Below are 12709 nucleotides of genomic sequence, written 5' to 3'. Positions count from 1 at the left end.
CAGAAATCAAATAGCCCAATTAGCAAAAGCAATTATACCAAAGATAGGCACTGGGCATTCTCATTTCCCCTTCGAAAACCCCGCCCCCCTGCTATCCTACCTCGGCTCGGGACGCGCACTGACGACCTGATCTTTCAGTTCTTCGTCCTGGGAACACCAAGCAAGGCTGAACTCAAGGTGCGTCTAGATGAACAAATATCAGAATGATCTTCTCGACAAAGCTTTAGAAGCACACGGCGGCTTTGAACGTTGGAAAAAATTCCGCGGCATGGCTTCAACCATTCGCACGGGCGGCAAGCTGTGGGCGTTCAAGGGAACACCTCTGCCTTCCGTACCGAGACGCGCGGTCACCGAATTTCACCGTCAGTGGACTCAGGTTGCGCCGTTTGGCCAACTCGACTGGACAATGACCTGGACACCAGGGCACGTCGCGATAACCAACCGTGATGGCGCGACCATCGCCGAGAGAGACGATGGCAGGAAAGCATTCGATCGAAGCTTCGGTGGCCAATGGGATCCACTTAACCTTGCGTACTTTAACGGATATGCCATGTGGACATACCATGCGGCCCCGTTCGTGTTTGGCGAACGCGACTATGAAGTTAGAGACATTGAACCCATCGAATCCGACTCGGAGCTGTTGCGCGGGATACTCGTGAAATTCCCAGAGAGAATTCACAGTCACAGCCAAGAACAGCGTTTCTACTTCACAGCAGACGGTTTAGTGCGGCGGCACGATTACACGGTCGACGTCTGGGCGAATGTAAGAGCAGCTCACTTCATGTTCGATTATGTTGACGTCGAAGGGTTGAAGTATCCGACGCGACGCAGCGTTTTCACGGTGAAACCCGATGGCAGCCTCGACCAGGACTTCAATGCGGTTACGATCGAGTTGTCTGACTACGCGGCCTTCTAATCGGCTATTCGGATTTTCGTGTGGAACTGCGTTTTCAAGCGACGCGTCCACGTTGAGCAAAAGTCCGAACTGCTGCGTCAGACTTGAGCGAGGCCAGCCGGAACAGCAGCCCGGGACGATGATGTCTACCGAAGCGGACAACCGCATGCCCACAGAACAGTTTTGTGCCGTGGATTGGAATCCCGAGCGCCGAGCGGCGGCCTGGGGTGCGGGCGGCGGTAGCCAATCTTCGAAGCTTTGATTCTCCAATGGACGTCCGCCCAGCTTCCCGCTTCGACCGGCAGCGGAAGATCCTTCCGTAGGCCTTCCGACCACCCTTCACCGGAAGTCGGCAGGACATCCTTCATTCCAGCCAGGCGGGCGATGCCGCGCGTGGCGATCTCTATTGCCGACGCTCAGGCCTCGGGGGCATCGAAGGCGAGGTTGCCGATCGTCGAGGAATACCCCGGCCAGACCTCAAGCGCTGCGATCCGGCAAGGCAGGCGCGACGCTGCAGCATCTGCACCAACACCGTTCTTGCCCAGTGATTCAACCCGACGAATCCTACGGCATGTCGAGCTTCACCAGGGCATGTTCCAGCAACTTGGTATTTTTGATACGGCAGAGGGCGCTCGTATCGCCTGGCTGTGATGGCGAAAAAGCCTCAAGCCTTGCCGCGGCAGGTTGGGATGACGGCAGAGAACCAGGTCATGGACATTGGCAGAGGATGGACGTTCCATCTGGATGCCGCCTCAGCGGCGAATAGCCGTAGCAAGGGCACCGTCAGTTTCGCTAGGCTCCGCGAGCGTGCCAATAGCGGATGCTTTCGCATCATCCTGGCTCGGCCGAACCGGAGGACGGCATGCGTGCGAGTCCCCTCGAAACCGTCAACAGAACGGCTTCGAGGGGAGAGCGGTCAAGATCTGCGGGACGCTGCGAAGGAATTGGCGGCGATCCATAACGAAACGGCAAACAAGCCAACGTCCTTCAGCAGAAACTGACCCGGGGCAACCGTGATTGCGGGGAACCCCAAGTTGGGCTCGAATACGCCTGGCGTCGTCACCATAAAGCTCAGTGTGGTCGCGAAGAGCCCGGCGGAAAGTACTCCTCCAACGAGCGACAACAGAGGATTGAAATACCTCGCTGCGATAAGGACACCAATACTCACCTCGATTACTCCAAGCGCACTAGAGAAACCCCTGACACCCAGAAGTGGTTGAACCCAGCTCAAGAACGGGCTGTTGCCGACGAGCGGCGTGAGGCCTTCCGCTTCATACGCGGTGAACTTCATGCCACCGAACCAGAAGTATATAATCACCAGAGATGTGTACAGAGCAGCTGTACTGATCGCGTTCCCAATCAATTCTACATTCGCAACTGCTCCCTTCGGCTTTTCGATGGAGACCTTTGCTTCACTAAATATATTTGCCATGTTCTGTCCTTTCTTAGATACAATCAAATCTGGAATTTTCAATCGTTACTCTATCGTCGTGATTGCAGTCGAACCTTCAATTTATCGAATCCTCCTTCCAGTCCTCGTAGGCGGTGACGCCGCTGAGGCTCTTGCGAAGCTCTGCGTCGAAAACGCTGTTAATCGCGGGTGCAGCTGCGAACTTGAATTTGCCGCAGCTGCACTGTTTCGGTTTTGGGTGCGCGTTGGCTTGATCCGCGCAAATTTCTGCGGCCGTCCGCGATCCCAAGGTCTGCCCCGCGGGTTCTATCGCGCCTTTTGAGGCGCCCCGTCTTGGCTAGAATCTAATCCTTAGCGAGCGTCACCGCTGCTTCGAAGGGCGGTCGAAGCCCATTCCTGGCGCGGCTCGGCGCGGCAGGAACGAATCCACGCCGACTTGCGAACCAGTCCGCCCATCAACTCGGCACTTGGCGCAGTCATCATGCTCTCTTACGAAAATTACGTGTTGGCTGTCTCATCGAGTTTCGGCCGCCCTTGCCACTCTACCGTAGCGCTGCGACGAGCCATGGATTCGAGGTCGCCGCGGTATACGCCCAAGTCGTCGAGTGCACGATCGTCCATGCGATCCCACAGACGCAAGGTACGCCAATACCCATTATGGGTGCGTATCGCTTTGAAAATCAGCCTCATAAACATCGGCGCTCCGCTGAATCAATTCGATACCGATCTGTATCTTTTTATGAAAATGTTCTAACCGTGCGCCGATGTCAAGCTTCCGCTAAAATTCAAAAATCACGATTTTGTCAGCTTTTTGTGATCTGCTTGGCCCGCGTTGTCCGGTTTGCAGAGCGAAGCAGGAACGAGTATATATCAATACAGTTCTGTATTCTTAGGAGCAAATATGCGCCGGTCCGAAATTCGCGACCATCTGCTTGATACAGCCCTTCGGCTTTTTAACCAGCATGGATATCACGCCACTGGAGTTGACCTCATAATCGCTGAAGCCCGCGTGGCGAAGACGACTCTTTACCGTCATTTTGCAACGAAAGAGGAGCTGATATTGGCAGCGCTTGAACGACGTGACGAGGAATCGCGAAACGCAATGCGGTCGTTTGTGGAGCAACGCGCGCGAGAACCGCGGGAGCGCATTCTAATGACTTTCACCTACCTAGAGGAGGTGATCGGAGATAAGCACTTCAACGGCTGCATCTTCGCAAATGCGGCCGGCGAATTTAAGGAGGTTGGAGACCCGGTTTTCCAAGCCGCTCTCACTCACAAGAAACTGACACGTGCCTACTTTGAGGAACTGGCCTATGCGGCTCAGCTATCCGACCCTCGACGCATAGCTGCGGAGGTCAATCTGTTGCATGAGGGGGCTGTCGCAGTTGCACAGATGACCAGATCAACATCATCCGTAAGACATGCAAGGGCGATGGCCCAGCAACTACTCTCACTGGAACGTGTATTGAATTCTTGACCCCCGACTCGAGCGAGCGCTCCCGAAATTAGCGGTTTCGGCACGTGGATCGATCCGTTACTATCCCCAGGGATACGGTCTTTTCCACAGGAGGGCCATGCAGCGAAGACTAGCCGCCGTAATGATAGCCGATGTGTGCGGCTACGGGCTACTCAGCCAAGCCGACGAGGAAGGCACTCGCCTTCGGTTTCAGGCCGACCTGAACGATATCTTCCTGGGCGCGATAGCTGCACACTCAGGACGACTGGTAAAAACAATGGGGGACGGTCTGCTCATCGAATTCCACAGCATCGTGGAAGCTGTGCGATGTGCGGTCGATGTCCAACAGCTCAAATCAGTACAGCGGAAGGTCGGCACCCAACACCTGGAATTTCGGATAGGCATCAATCTGGGCGATGTGATCGTCGAAGGAGACGACATCAACGGCGACGGCGTCAACATCGCCGAACGTCTTCAGAGCTTGGCCGAGCCTGGTGGGATTGTCATCTCTGGAACGGCCTACGACCACGTAGAGAAGCACCTTGCGGTCGCGTTCGAGTATCTGGGCGAACGGAACCTGAAGCACGTCCTGAAGCCAATTAGAACCTACCGACTGATCTTGGACAAAAGTCCGCAAAAAACTGTCGCGAAAATTCCCACCAGATTGAACTACGCGCTCGCGGCCGGAATTATTGCTTTGCTCGCGGGCGCGGGGACGTTCTGGTGGAGCCCCTGGAAAGAGCTTGCGGCTGCACGGGGAATCGAGCAGTTGCCTCTTTCCTTGCCGGACAAGCCTTCCATTGCGGTCCTTCCATTCAACAACGTGAGCGATGATCCTAAGCAGGAATATTTTGCGGATGGCATGACGGACGGCCTCATAGCGGAACTTGCGCAGATCTCGGGTTTGTTCGTCATCGCGCGCACCTCTTCATTCAGCTACAAGGGCAAGTCGGTGCCTTTACGACAGGTATCAACTGAGCTCGGCGTAAGATATGTTCTCGAGGGAAGCGTGCAGCGCGCGGGAGAGCAGTTGAGGATCACGGCCAAACTTCTTGATGCCCTCGATGGCGGGCATGTCTGGGCGGGGAAGTTCGATGGCAATCGATCCGATGTTTTCGCGTTGCAAGACGAAGTGACCTCCAGAATTGCAGATGCGCTCACCGTCCGGCTGGTATCCGACCAAAAGAAACAATCACGTGGCGACCGGACGGGCGTGCCCGATGCGCTCGACGCATACCTGCGCGGCTGGGAAAGCCAGCGTCGAGCAACACCTGAAGATCTGGCCCGATCGATCTCGTACTTCGAACAGGCTATCTCGCTCGACCCGGAATACGAACGCGCATACGCTGCCGCTGCCATGGCGTACGCTCGGATCTATCGTTGGCGCTGGCATTCGCTGATCGGCCTGTCGAGACCTGAAGCCAGATCTCGGGCGGCAGGGTACTTACAGTCAGCACCGACACGGAGAACGGCTTTGACTTATCAAGCGGCCGGTCTTCTTTCAGAGTCGGACTGGCAACATTCCACGGCCCTCGAAGAACTGCGAGAAGCCATCGCACTAGAGCCCGGCGACCCCTGGAATTACGCGCTCACTGCACTCGTCCTGACCTCCGCTGGTCGACCTGAAGAGGCGATCCCTCATATCCAGAGGGCGCTGAGGCTCGATCCGCAAGGGCCTCCATTCTTCAGCTATGTACTTGGCCTAATGGAATTCAGTATGGGGAATTTTGATGCGGCGGCGGAAGCGGCCGAAGAGAGCTTAAGATCGAATCCCGGAGACGACAATGCGCTACTGCTTCTGGCCGCTTCGTACGGGCAGCTGGGGCGGCGTCGCGACGCCGAGGCTGCTATCAAGCGCTACAATCAGCTTCGTACCGGGAGAGGCGGAATCATAGCCGCCATAACGACATGTCCCCCGCTCGACTTTGCTCGAGCCGAAGACAGTGAGCGGCTTTACCGAGGGCTGCGCTTGGCAGGAGTACCTGAGACGCTTCCAGAAGTGCAGGAGGACGTCATAATGACGACCCAAGAAGCCCTTCCCCTGTTCTTGGGTCGCAGGCTGCGGGGCACGGACATTAATTCGGGAAGCATTCACGAAGCGACCATTTCACCTGCGGGCCGAGCCAGCTTATCGGGTGGATGGGTGACCGATGAACGAGACGAGATGACCAGCGCCGAAGTCCGACTAGTAGGGGATCAGGTCTGTTTCTACGATCAGTCCAATAGGACCTGCGGCAGAGTCCTTCGGAACCCGGGAGGCATTCGCAACAAGGAAAATGAGTACATCTGGTATGCGCCTGGAAGAACACTAACATTTTCGTCGTTCGACTAGGTGATTGGGCAGGGTCGGGGCATCTATGCTGCCTCGCAACCGGGTAGCCTATCTAGCAAGCTTTTTAGATCGGGTTCAGAAACCATAGCCGCCGCTTTGTCCACGGGCAGCCAGGCGACCTTTCGCTGACCCGCCTCCGGAAACTTCTTTTTGGTCCGCTTTACTTTCATGACATGAACCTCGACGACTGATGGGAATTTACGCCCATCCTCAAACCCCTTCATGTGCGTGAAGTACCCGAAGACACGCCTCTCGGCCCGACCCTTGACACCAGCCTCCTCCCAAGCCTCCAGTTCGGCGACCTCATGAGGCTCCAGGCCCTTGACAGGCCATCCCTTGGGAATGGTCCATCGCCCGGTCTGGCGCGTAGTAATGAGTAGAACCTCGCAATTGCCGTTGGAATGCCGACGGACACACAAGGCACCTACTTGTTCGATCACCTTCCCGGTACCGGGCCGCGCTCGATCCGCTGACTTTGCAGAGTGTTCCATATATGAACCCGGCCCCGACTTGCTACCGCACGGGATCGCAGGCGCCGCGACATAGTTGCCCACCAGCGGCCGTATGATCCTATCGTTCTCGTCCAATCTTGCCGCGACTCCGTTGTTCCGGAGCCGTCACGGCAAGTATGGTCGTTGGCCATAATCGTCCCGGCTCGTATCGCTGATGTGCCAAGATCAGCTCCAAGTGTGTCAGAGTATCTGGTGGGTGACGGTGCGTCGCGACCGTACGCGCGGCGAAAAGGAAGGCGCGTTCAAAGCTTTGACATGAGAGAACCTGTAGTCAAACGCGTCGCGTGCGTGGAGGGCATATACATAGTTAGACAAAACGTTTGATTGGCACGCGCGGCGGCGCACTCGTTGCGGATGGCTCTTAGTGCGCAGTAGCCGTCAAAAACGCAGTCCGCACACTTCACCTAAAACTGGCGCTAGGTAGTTGCCTTGCCGCGCATGCGCCCTGCGTCGCGACCCGCAGACCCCGGGCAGCGACAGCGCCCAAACTCGCGTCCGGTTCGTCGCTCTCAAAGATGATTTCATGCTTATGGGGGCCCGGCATCGCCGCCGTCCCGAAAACACTTCCACCTTCGAAGCTGCCCCCTGGCAGACAACGTTCGAACGAGAAAGATTCGTGAATTCGTCATTTAGTGTAACGGCCCCACCGCGGATTACAGACCGATACTTTTCGCCCCAAATTCCGACATTCGGCAGATACGCCAGACCCTGAAAACACAGCCAGTGGCTTGGATAGTCCAGTCATTACTCTGGCTCGATCGAACGGGCCGTGTCTACGAAAGAAAGGCAATTTCGATGAGCAAAGTAGTCAAGTTTCTTGCGGCCACGTCCATCGCCGCTTCCAGCTTTGCAGGCGCTGTCTACGCAGACAGCTACTACGAAGGAATCGATCAGAACTTCTCGCGGGGCGAGATTCGCAACCAAGCGCGCACGGACAATTTCGCGACGGGGAGCATCATCGAAAGTTCCGCCGCAAAGTCCTGGCCCAAGATCAAGGGCGGGGAAGGCGAATTTTACTCTGGAATCCAGCGCAAGTAGTATGCATCCGCCAAGAGCGGCCGGACACTACCGACCGCTCTTGGCATACTGCAAATCCCTAGAAGGAGTTCTTCGCATAGCGAGCTGAAGACACTGCTATTCGGATTTCCGTTTGGAATCGCGACTGCTCTGACCTCTACTGATCGCGCTGTTCGAAGCTGAAAGTTGGAATCCTATTTCTGCCGGCGTTTGACCGCTGCAAGGATGCGACGATCGAATATGAACATCCCTGCAACGATGTTCCTTCCTTGCAAGCCATCTCCGTTCCCTGCCGCTGCTCAGTCGAGGCCCTTCGTTCCTTGACGATCTGCGTCAGCTACTATCAGGATAGCCTGTCAACGCGCTGAGGGCCGACGGTTCCAGGCCGAAGGAAATGGACCTGTGCAGACCGCCCCAACGCATATCCAGGGAGGCGATAGCTAAGCCACCGCCTCCCCGTTTCCGAGCGGGCGAACTTGCAGGGACGTCGCTCGGAAACCTTCTCACGCGGGTGGGTCACCACCTGCCCGGTGATACTCAGATCCTCACAGGCGCCCTGCACCCCTTAGTCCGCCAGCACGAGCATATGAACAACGTTTTCGCGTTGGGATAAATGCGAGAAGACATGTCTTATCAATCGCGGAATGCGATCAATGAAACTGGACGCTCGCCTCGAGGCCCCGAAGCTCCGCCGGAGCCCCGGGGCACCCGATCTCCCCGCGGGGACACGGAACACGTTTGATCCGCGGTATCGAAGCGGTTGGTCGGAGACAGATGCCGCTGGGGCCGCACGTTGCTGCCTAAAAAAAACGAACATGGGGTCGCGGCGAAGGCCCGTCGAAGTCTGCTTTACGTTGGCGATGCGACATACTTTGACAACTCTGCCTTTACGAACGCTGGAGCAGAGTCCCTGATTGTCGGAAGATTGCGACGGGCCGCTTCAACTTTCGCCAGATCGATGTCGGCAATCAGCAGCGCCGGTTCTTCTCCGGCCCGGGCCAACTCAAAGCCGTTCTGATCGAGAATGCGAGAGCCGCCCCAAAAATCGAGACCACCCCTTCGCCCGCGTGGTTAGCCATTATTGTCGGCAAGCTGTAAGTCTTCGCGGTATAGCGGAGATTTAGATCCCAACCGGTAGGGTTGCATAGTCACCGTCCACGACACCTCGCGCAGAACCAATTGGCTGGATCATGAGGTTCGCCCCCCTGAAGCGGCACCAACCAAGGCAGCGCCGGCGACCAGCTATCGGCACAGATCAAGGTCGCAGTCTTCCAATCGTCTTCGAGGGCAGCCAGGGAAAGCTCCCCACCCTGCTTGTAAAATTTCCCTTCCTGCAAAAGGCCATAGGTCGGAATGTTGATCTTCCGATGCAGGTGTAGAAGTTGGCCGCACGAGAAGAGGGCTTGGGTATTGGAGGTGCGTCCATCTGAAGCCCGTTCGATAATTCCAAACGACACCGCGATCTCATCGGTGCGGGAAGCGATCGTCGCGATCTCGTCCGCAGTTAGCCGCCTCGACCAAGGGGCGAGGAACATGATTAGACCGAAAATGGTTTCAGTACGATCGGTAGAAGCGTGAGCACTGTCAGGCCGAACACGGCGGACGGCGCCCCGATTCCGATAAACGACATCGCGAGAGCCAGAACAGCAGCGTCGGGATCGTCGTTCCGAGGTTAATCACCAGGGTGATGGCATCAGCGTGACAAGCCAGCGGCTTCCGCGTAAGCGCGATCCCGAGTGGCAATCCAATTGCGACTGCTATCGCGCTCTGGTAGGGGACCAACACGAAATGTTGGCCAGCCAGGTAAACGATGTCGCCGCGACAGCTCAGGATCGTATCAAGAAGACCTGAGAAAGCCACCCAAGCTCCGAATGCGAACAGTGCGCCAGCGGAAACGGTGCTCACATAGGACGCGGCGGGAAAGCGTGTCTGTGTCGTCATTCGCGATACCCTGCACCGAGGAGCTGACTGATACTCGACGGTCCGTATCAAAAGTTCGCCATCTTGCACGCTGCTCAGGGTTCCCGGTTAAGCCGTACTCACTGCAGACCCGGCGTAGTGAGGAAGCTCGGGATTGGGAGCAGACCATTTCGTAAAGTTGGGTTCGCTGAACTTGGCCTGAAAGGCTTGTGCAGCCGCCAGATGGCCCTCGGCCGCTCGAAGGGCGCCTCATTCAATTCGTCCCGCATGAAGCAACCGCCTCAGCAGGACACCCGGTTTCCGCCTATGCGGACCCCAGAAAGAGGGGGCGCGGACGCCAAAGGGGGGACTTCCGACCGCGCCCCCAACGCAATCCCGACCCATGGAGGAACGGAACCGCGAGGGTGTTGCCGACCAGCGTGCGCCTCGCCCCACAAAGCGGACGTGTCGCTGGCTTGTCACCGCAGGCTCAAGGAAAAGATGAGCCTGCAGTGGAACCGTCTGGGGACGCGAACGCCAGGAGGAGAAACTCGCCCGCGTCCCCAATCGCAATCCCAGCTGGCTGCCGGCTGGAACGGCGGAGGCGTGAGCAGGGGAAGGACCTTTCTTCTCGTGTCCACGAAAGATACCGAGGGTGTTCCGACACGAGAGCAGACGTTTCCGTCTGGTACGCCTGAATGCACGATCGCGAGAAAAGCGTCACCGCTTGGACAACCCGATCCTGCGATCGTTCTTGCTCTCGACCTCCACGGTGGCGTTTATAGCAGCGACTTGTTCAGCAGGTGTGTCTATCGAGGCCCAGATTTGTAACGGCATGTAGTAAACCTCGAAGTCGGAGCGGTACTGATGCGCATCGTGTACGCGACCGATCACCAACGCCCACTCGCACAGCCCGCGGCGCATGGAACGATCTTCCTATGCCGATGTGCCATGGCCCGGTGCTCCGCCGCCATCTAATCCTCTTCCAGGAAGGATCGGGGCGTTTTCGCCCCGACAGCACAGGCGCTACAAGCGCCCTCTGCGATTGAGTCTGGCGCCGGCGCTTCAGTATCAGCGACACGTGCCCGACAACTTACAGGTTTTGGAGGGGCGACATCTACGGACGGCAGAGCCAGTTTTGATGCACTCGCTGATTGACTCGCCGGCCAATTTCCGTCGGCCACAATTGGCATTCAACGCTTTGTGACGACAGGTCCGCTCAGCTTCTCTGCACCACTACCGATGACTGAGTTCCGACCGCCGGCGAAGCGGCGGTTATCCGTCGGTACGCCGCGTGAGCTATGATGAGGGCCGCTGTTACGAACAGTGCGCCGATGAATCCCAGCTGATAGCGGTCTAGTACTGATATCCCTGCCGCACCGACCACACCAGCCACGGACACGCCGACGTATAAGGAAGCGGAATTCAGTCCCAAAAGAAGCGATGCGGAGGCCGGAGCAAGGCTGATCAATCGATGCTGCTGAGGGACCAGCATTCCCCAGCCGCACATCCCCCATACCACGAGAGCCGCCGCGGCGCTCCAAAGCTGAGCACTGGTCCAAGGCATCAACACGAAGTTGATGGCGGCGATGGTCAAAGCGCCGTTGATTATCAGGCGATTACCAAATCGGTCTGTGAAGTATCCGGCTGCCAAATTGCCAAAGGTCGCAGCGATCCCCCAAAGCAGCAAGAGCCCAGCCAGCACTTCGGGATTTCCGGCCGTTGCCCGGTCGAAGGCGACGCCGAGATAGGTGTATACAGCGAAGAAACCCGAATACGCCACCAGAGTGGTCAGCAGGGTTAGCGCCACACGCGAGTCCTTGAGAGGAGCCAGGCGCGCGCGAAGCGAGACTGCCGGGAGAGCAGGCACTGCCGGCAGCAGTGCAAAGACTCCCAGCGCCGCGATGACGCCGACCCCAGTCACGAACCACATGGTGGCTCGCCAGTCACCCAATCCACCTATAAATGTTCCAAGGGGCGATCCCAGGGCGGTGGCACCGGACAGTCCGGCGATCACAATGGCGAGAGCACGCGCGCGCTTCTCCGGCGGCACCAACGAAGCACCGGTCGCGGTGGCAGTGGGGCTGAACATCGCGGCACCGAGCCCGGCCAGGAAGCGACTGGCCAAGACCAATTCAATGTTTGGGGCAACAGCGGTGACGAGGTTTCCCAAATTGAAAACCACTAGCCCGGCGAGTAGCAGCCGCTTCCGCGGCCAATGCGCCGCGGTCGCCGCTATCACGGGCGAGAGGATCGCAAAGCTTAAGGCGTAGACGGTCACCATTTGTCCGGCGACTGCGATTGAAACACCGAGGGACTTCGACACCTCAGGAAGAATTCCGGCAATTACGAAGCTGTCCGTTCCGATGGCGAACATGCCGAGTGCGAGCACAAGCAAGCGACGATCCAAGGCGATAGTCCTTAAAAAAACGCGGCGTCATTCACCGCTTAAAGTTTCATAATAGAACTTATCTGAAAAAGTTGCATCAAGCAACTGTTGTGTCTATATTGCGGGAATGCAACGAAAAACCTTCAGCGAAATGAACTGTTCGATAGCGCGGGCGCTCGATGAAATCGGCGAGTGGTGGAGCTTGCTCATCGTCCGCGAATGCTTCCTCGGAACGACGCGTTTCGATCAGTTCCAGGAACGGCTGGGGATTGCCCGGAATATCCTGAACACGCGGTTCAAGCGGCTCATCGAAATCGGGGTTATCGAAAAGGTCGCCCTTGAGGAGAGGGGCAGACGGGAAGGCTATCGTCTCACTTCCAAAGGCGAGGAACTCTTCCCTGTATTGGTCGCTTTGCAGCAATGGGGAGACAAATGGGCTGTTAGCGAGAACGGCCCGCCGATCTTGATGGTGGAACATGAAACTGGGCAGGCGCTCCGCCCAGTGGGACCGACCTCGGCCTCCGGACACCCGCTCGGCTTTCGTGACGTCCGGCTTGAGATAGGCCCCGGTGGCGGGCCCTCGACCGCCAAAAGAATTGCAGACCGGAATTTCACAGTTCTGGGCACGCATTTACGAGCTGATCTGGGCAGATGACCGACCGGATAAGTTAACGCTTCTCCCATGACGGCAATTTCTCGAAAGTGGAAATCAGTCACGCGTAAACATGCGCGAGGAGACAGAACTCGCAAGTATCCACGGTGCCTTCAAATCGTCTCGACTTCGGGTGACTGGGAGCG

12 protein-coding genes and 1 pseudogene are annotated in these 12709 nt (G+C 57.3%); 5 read left to right on the top strand and 8 right to left on the bottom strand.

Translation table 11 applies throughout. The features are described from left to right. Nucleotides 1–187 precede the first annotated feature (187 nt). Nucleotides 188–916 (top strand): hypothetical protein, encoded by a 729-nt coding sequence (locus AC3WVQ_RS22670; RefSeq protein WP_492382991.1) that lies wholly within the window; start codon nt 188–190, stop codon nt 914–916. Nucleotides 917–1811: 895 nt separating this feature from the next. Here AC3WVQ_RS22670 and AC3WVQ_RS22665 read toward each other — a convergent pair. Both AC3WVQ_RS22665 and AC3WVQ_RS22660 read right to left on the bottom strand, forming a co-directional pair. Beyond that, nucleotides 1812–2327, bottom strand: a complete 516-nt coding sequence (locus tag AC3WVQ_RS22665; protein WP_192445381.1) for a YkgB family protein — start codon at nt 2325–2327, stop codon at nt 1812–1814. A 477-nt stretch (nt 2328–2804) separates the two neighbouring features. After that, nucleotides 2805–2996: a YjiS-like domain-containing protein gene (locus AC3WVQ_RS22660; protein ID WP_457578665.1), complete on the bottom strand. Its 192-nt coding sequence runs from the start codon at nt 2994–2996 to the stop codon at nt 2805–2807. A 211-nt stretch (nt 2997–3207) separates the two neighbouring features. On the opposite strand from AC3WVQ_RS22660, the gene AC3WVQ_RS22655 reads away from it, so the two are divergent. Together AC3WVQ_RS22655 and AC3WVQ_RS22650 are read left to right on the top strand one after the other, a co-directional pair. After that, entirely contained in the window at nt 3208–3783 is a 576-nt protein-coding gene (locus tag AC3WVQ_RS22655; protein WP_192445379.1) for a TetR/AcrR family transcriptional regulator, read from the top strand. A gap of 97 nt (nt 3784–3880) precedes the next feature. After that, nucleotides 3881–6094 (top strand): adenylate/guanylate cyclase domain-containing protein, encoded by a 2214-nt coding sequence (locus AC3WVQ_RS22650; RefSeq protein WP_192445378.1) that lies wholly within the window; start codon nt 3881–3883, stop codon nt 6092–6094. Nucleotides 6095–6117: 23 nt separating this feature from the next. Here the strand turns inward: AC3WVQ_RS22650 and AC3WVQ_RS22645 are convergent, their stop codons facing one another. Continuing rightward, entirely contained in the window at nt 6118–6585 is a 468-nt protein-coding gene (locus AC3WVQ_RS22645) for an NUDIX hydrolase (RefSeq protein ID WP_404528368.1), read from the bottom strand. A gap of 816 nt (nt 6586–7401) precedes the next feature. On the opposite strand from AC3WVQ_RS22645, the gene AC3WVQ_RS22640 reads away from it, so the two are divergent. Further along, nucleotides 7402–7644 carry a hypothetical protein gene (locus AC3WVQ_RS22640; RefSeq protein ID WP_404528346.1) on the top strand — a complete coding sequence of 81 codons (243 nt, stop codon included), beginning with the start codon at nt 7402–7404 and terminating at the stop codon, nt 7642–7644. Between the two features lie 828 nt (nt 7645–8472). On the opposite strand, the pseudogene AC3WVQ_RS22635 reads toward AC3WVQ_RS22640, so the two are convergent. From AC3WVQ_RS22635 to AC3WVQ_RS22615, 5 genes and pseudogenes are all read right to left on the bottom strand, one after another. Next, nucleotides 8473–8670, bottom strand: a pseudogene (locus AC3WVQ_RS22635) (hypothetical protein); the annotation flags it as partial. 101 nt (nt 8671–8771) lie between these two features. Further along, nucleotides 8772–9158, bottom strand: a complete 387-nt coding sequence (locus AC3WVQ_RS22630) for a nitrilase-related carbon-nitrogen hydrolase (RefSeq protein WP_492382990.1) — start codon at nt 9156–9158, stop codon at nt 8772–8774. A 49-nt stretch (nt 9159–9207) separates the two neighbouring features. Then, nucleotides 9208–9564, bottom strand: coding sequence for a hypothetical protein (locus AC3WVQ_RS22625; RefSeq protein WP_404528350.1), 357 nt, complete (start codon nt 9562–9564; stop codon nt 9208–9210). A gap of 678 nt (nt 9565–10242) precedes the next feature. Beyond that, nucleotides 10243–10446, bottom strand: coding sequence for a hypothetical protein (locus AC3WVQ_RS22620; RefSeq protein WP_404528352.1), 204 nt, complete (start codon nt 10444–10446; stop codon nt 10243–10245). Between the two features lie 295 nt (nt 10447–10741). After that, nucleotides 10742–11914, bottom strand: coding sequence for an MFS transporter (locus AC3WVQ_RS22615; protein WP_492383301.1), 1173 nt, complete (start codon nt 11912–11914; stop codon nt 10742–10744). Between the two features lie 124 nt (nt 11915–12038). Here AC3WVQ_RS22615 and AC3WVQ_RS22610 point away from each other — a divergent pair, with 124 nt between their 5' ends. After that, nucleotides 12039–12566, top strand: coding sequence for a winged helix-turn-helix transcriptional regulator (locus tag AC3WVQ_RS22610; RefSeq protein ID WP_492382989.1), 528 nt, complete (start codon nt 12039–12041; stop codon nt 12564–12566). Nucleotides 12567–12709: the final 143 nt, after the last annotated feature.

The sequence above is a fragment of the Ensifer sp. EB106-05-01-XG146 genome (assembly GCF_058791875.1).
This window is presented reverse-complemented; position numbering and strand designations above follow the sequence as displayed.

Bases quoted from the DNA above. Each gene is read 5' to 3' on its own strand.
- AC3WVQ_RS22625 (WP_404528350.1), bottom strand. From the start codon at position 9,564: ATGACGACACAGACACGCTTTCCCGCCGCGTCCTATGTGAGCACCGTT.
- AC3WVQ_RS22610 (WP_492382989.1), top strand. From the start codon at position 12,039: ATGCAACGAAAAACCTTCAGCGAAATGAACTGTTCGATAGCGCGGGCG.
- AC3WVQ_RS22665 (WP_192445381.1), bottom strand. From the start codon at position 2,327: ATGGCAAATATATTTAGTGAAGCAAAGGTCTCCATCGAAAAGCCGAAG.
- AC3WVQ_RS22640 (WP_404528346.1), top strand. From the start codon at position 7,402: ATGAGCAAAGTAGTCAAGTTTCTTGCGGCCACGTCCATCGCCGCTTCC.
- AC3WVQ_RS22645 (WP_404528368.1), bottom strand. From the start codon at position 6,585: ATGGAACACTCTGCAAAGTCAGCGGATCGAGCGCGGCCCGGTACCGGG.
- AC3WVQ_RS22660 (WP_457578665.1), bottom strand. From the start codon at position 2,996: ATGAGGCTGATTTTCAAAGCGATACGCACCCATAATGGGTATTGGCGT.
- AC3WVQ_RS22655 (WP_192445379.1), top strand. From the start codon at position 3,208: ATGCGCCGGTCCGAAATTCGCGACCATCTGCTTGATACAGCCCTTCGG.
- AC3WVQ_RS22650 (WP_192445378.1), top strand. From the start codon at position 3,881: ATGCAGCGAAGACTAGCCGCCGTAATGATAGCCGATGTGTGCGGCTAC.
- AC3WVQ_RS22670 (WP_492382991.1), top strand. From the start codon at position 188: ATGAACAAATATCAGAATGATCTTCTCGACAAAGCTTTAGAAGCACAC.
- AC3WVQ_RS22630 (WP_492382990.1), bottom strand. From the start codon at position 9,158: ATGTTCCTCGCCCCTTGGTCGAGGCGGCTAACTGCGGACGAGATCGCG.
- AC3WVQ_RS22620 (WP_404528352.1), bottom strand. From the start codon at position 10,446: ATGCGCCGCGGGCTGTGCGAGTGGGCGTTGGTGATCGGTCGCGTACAC.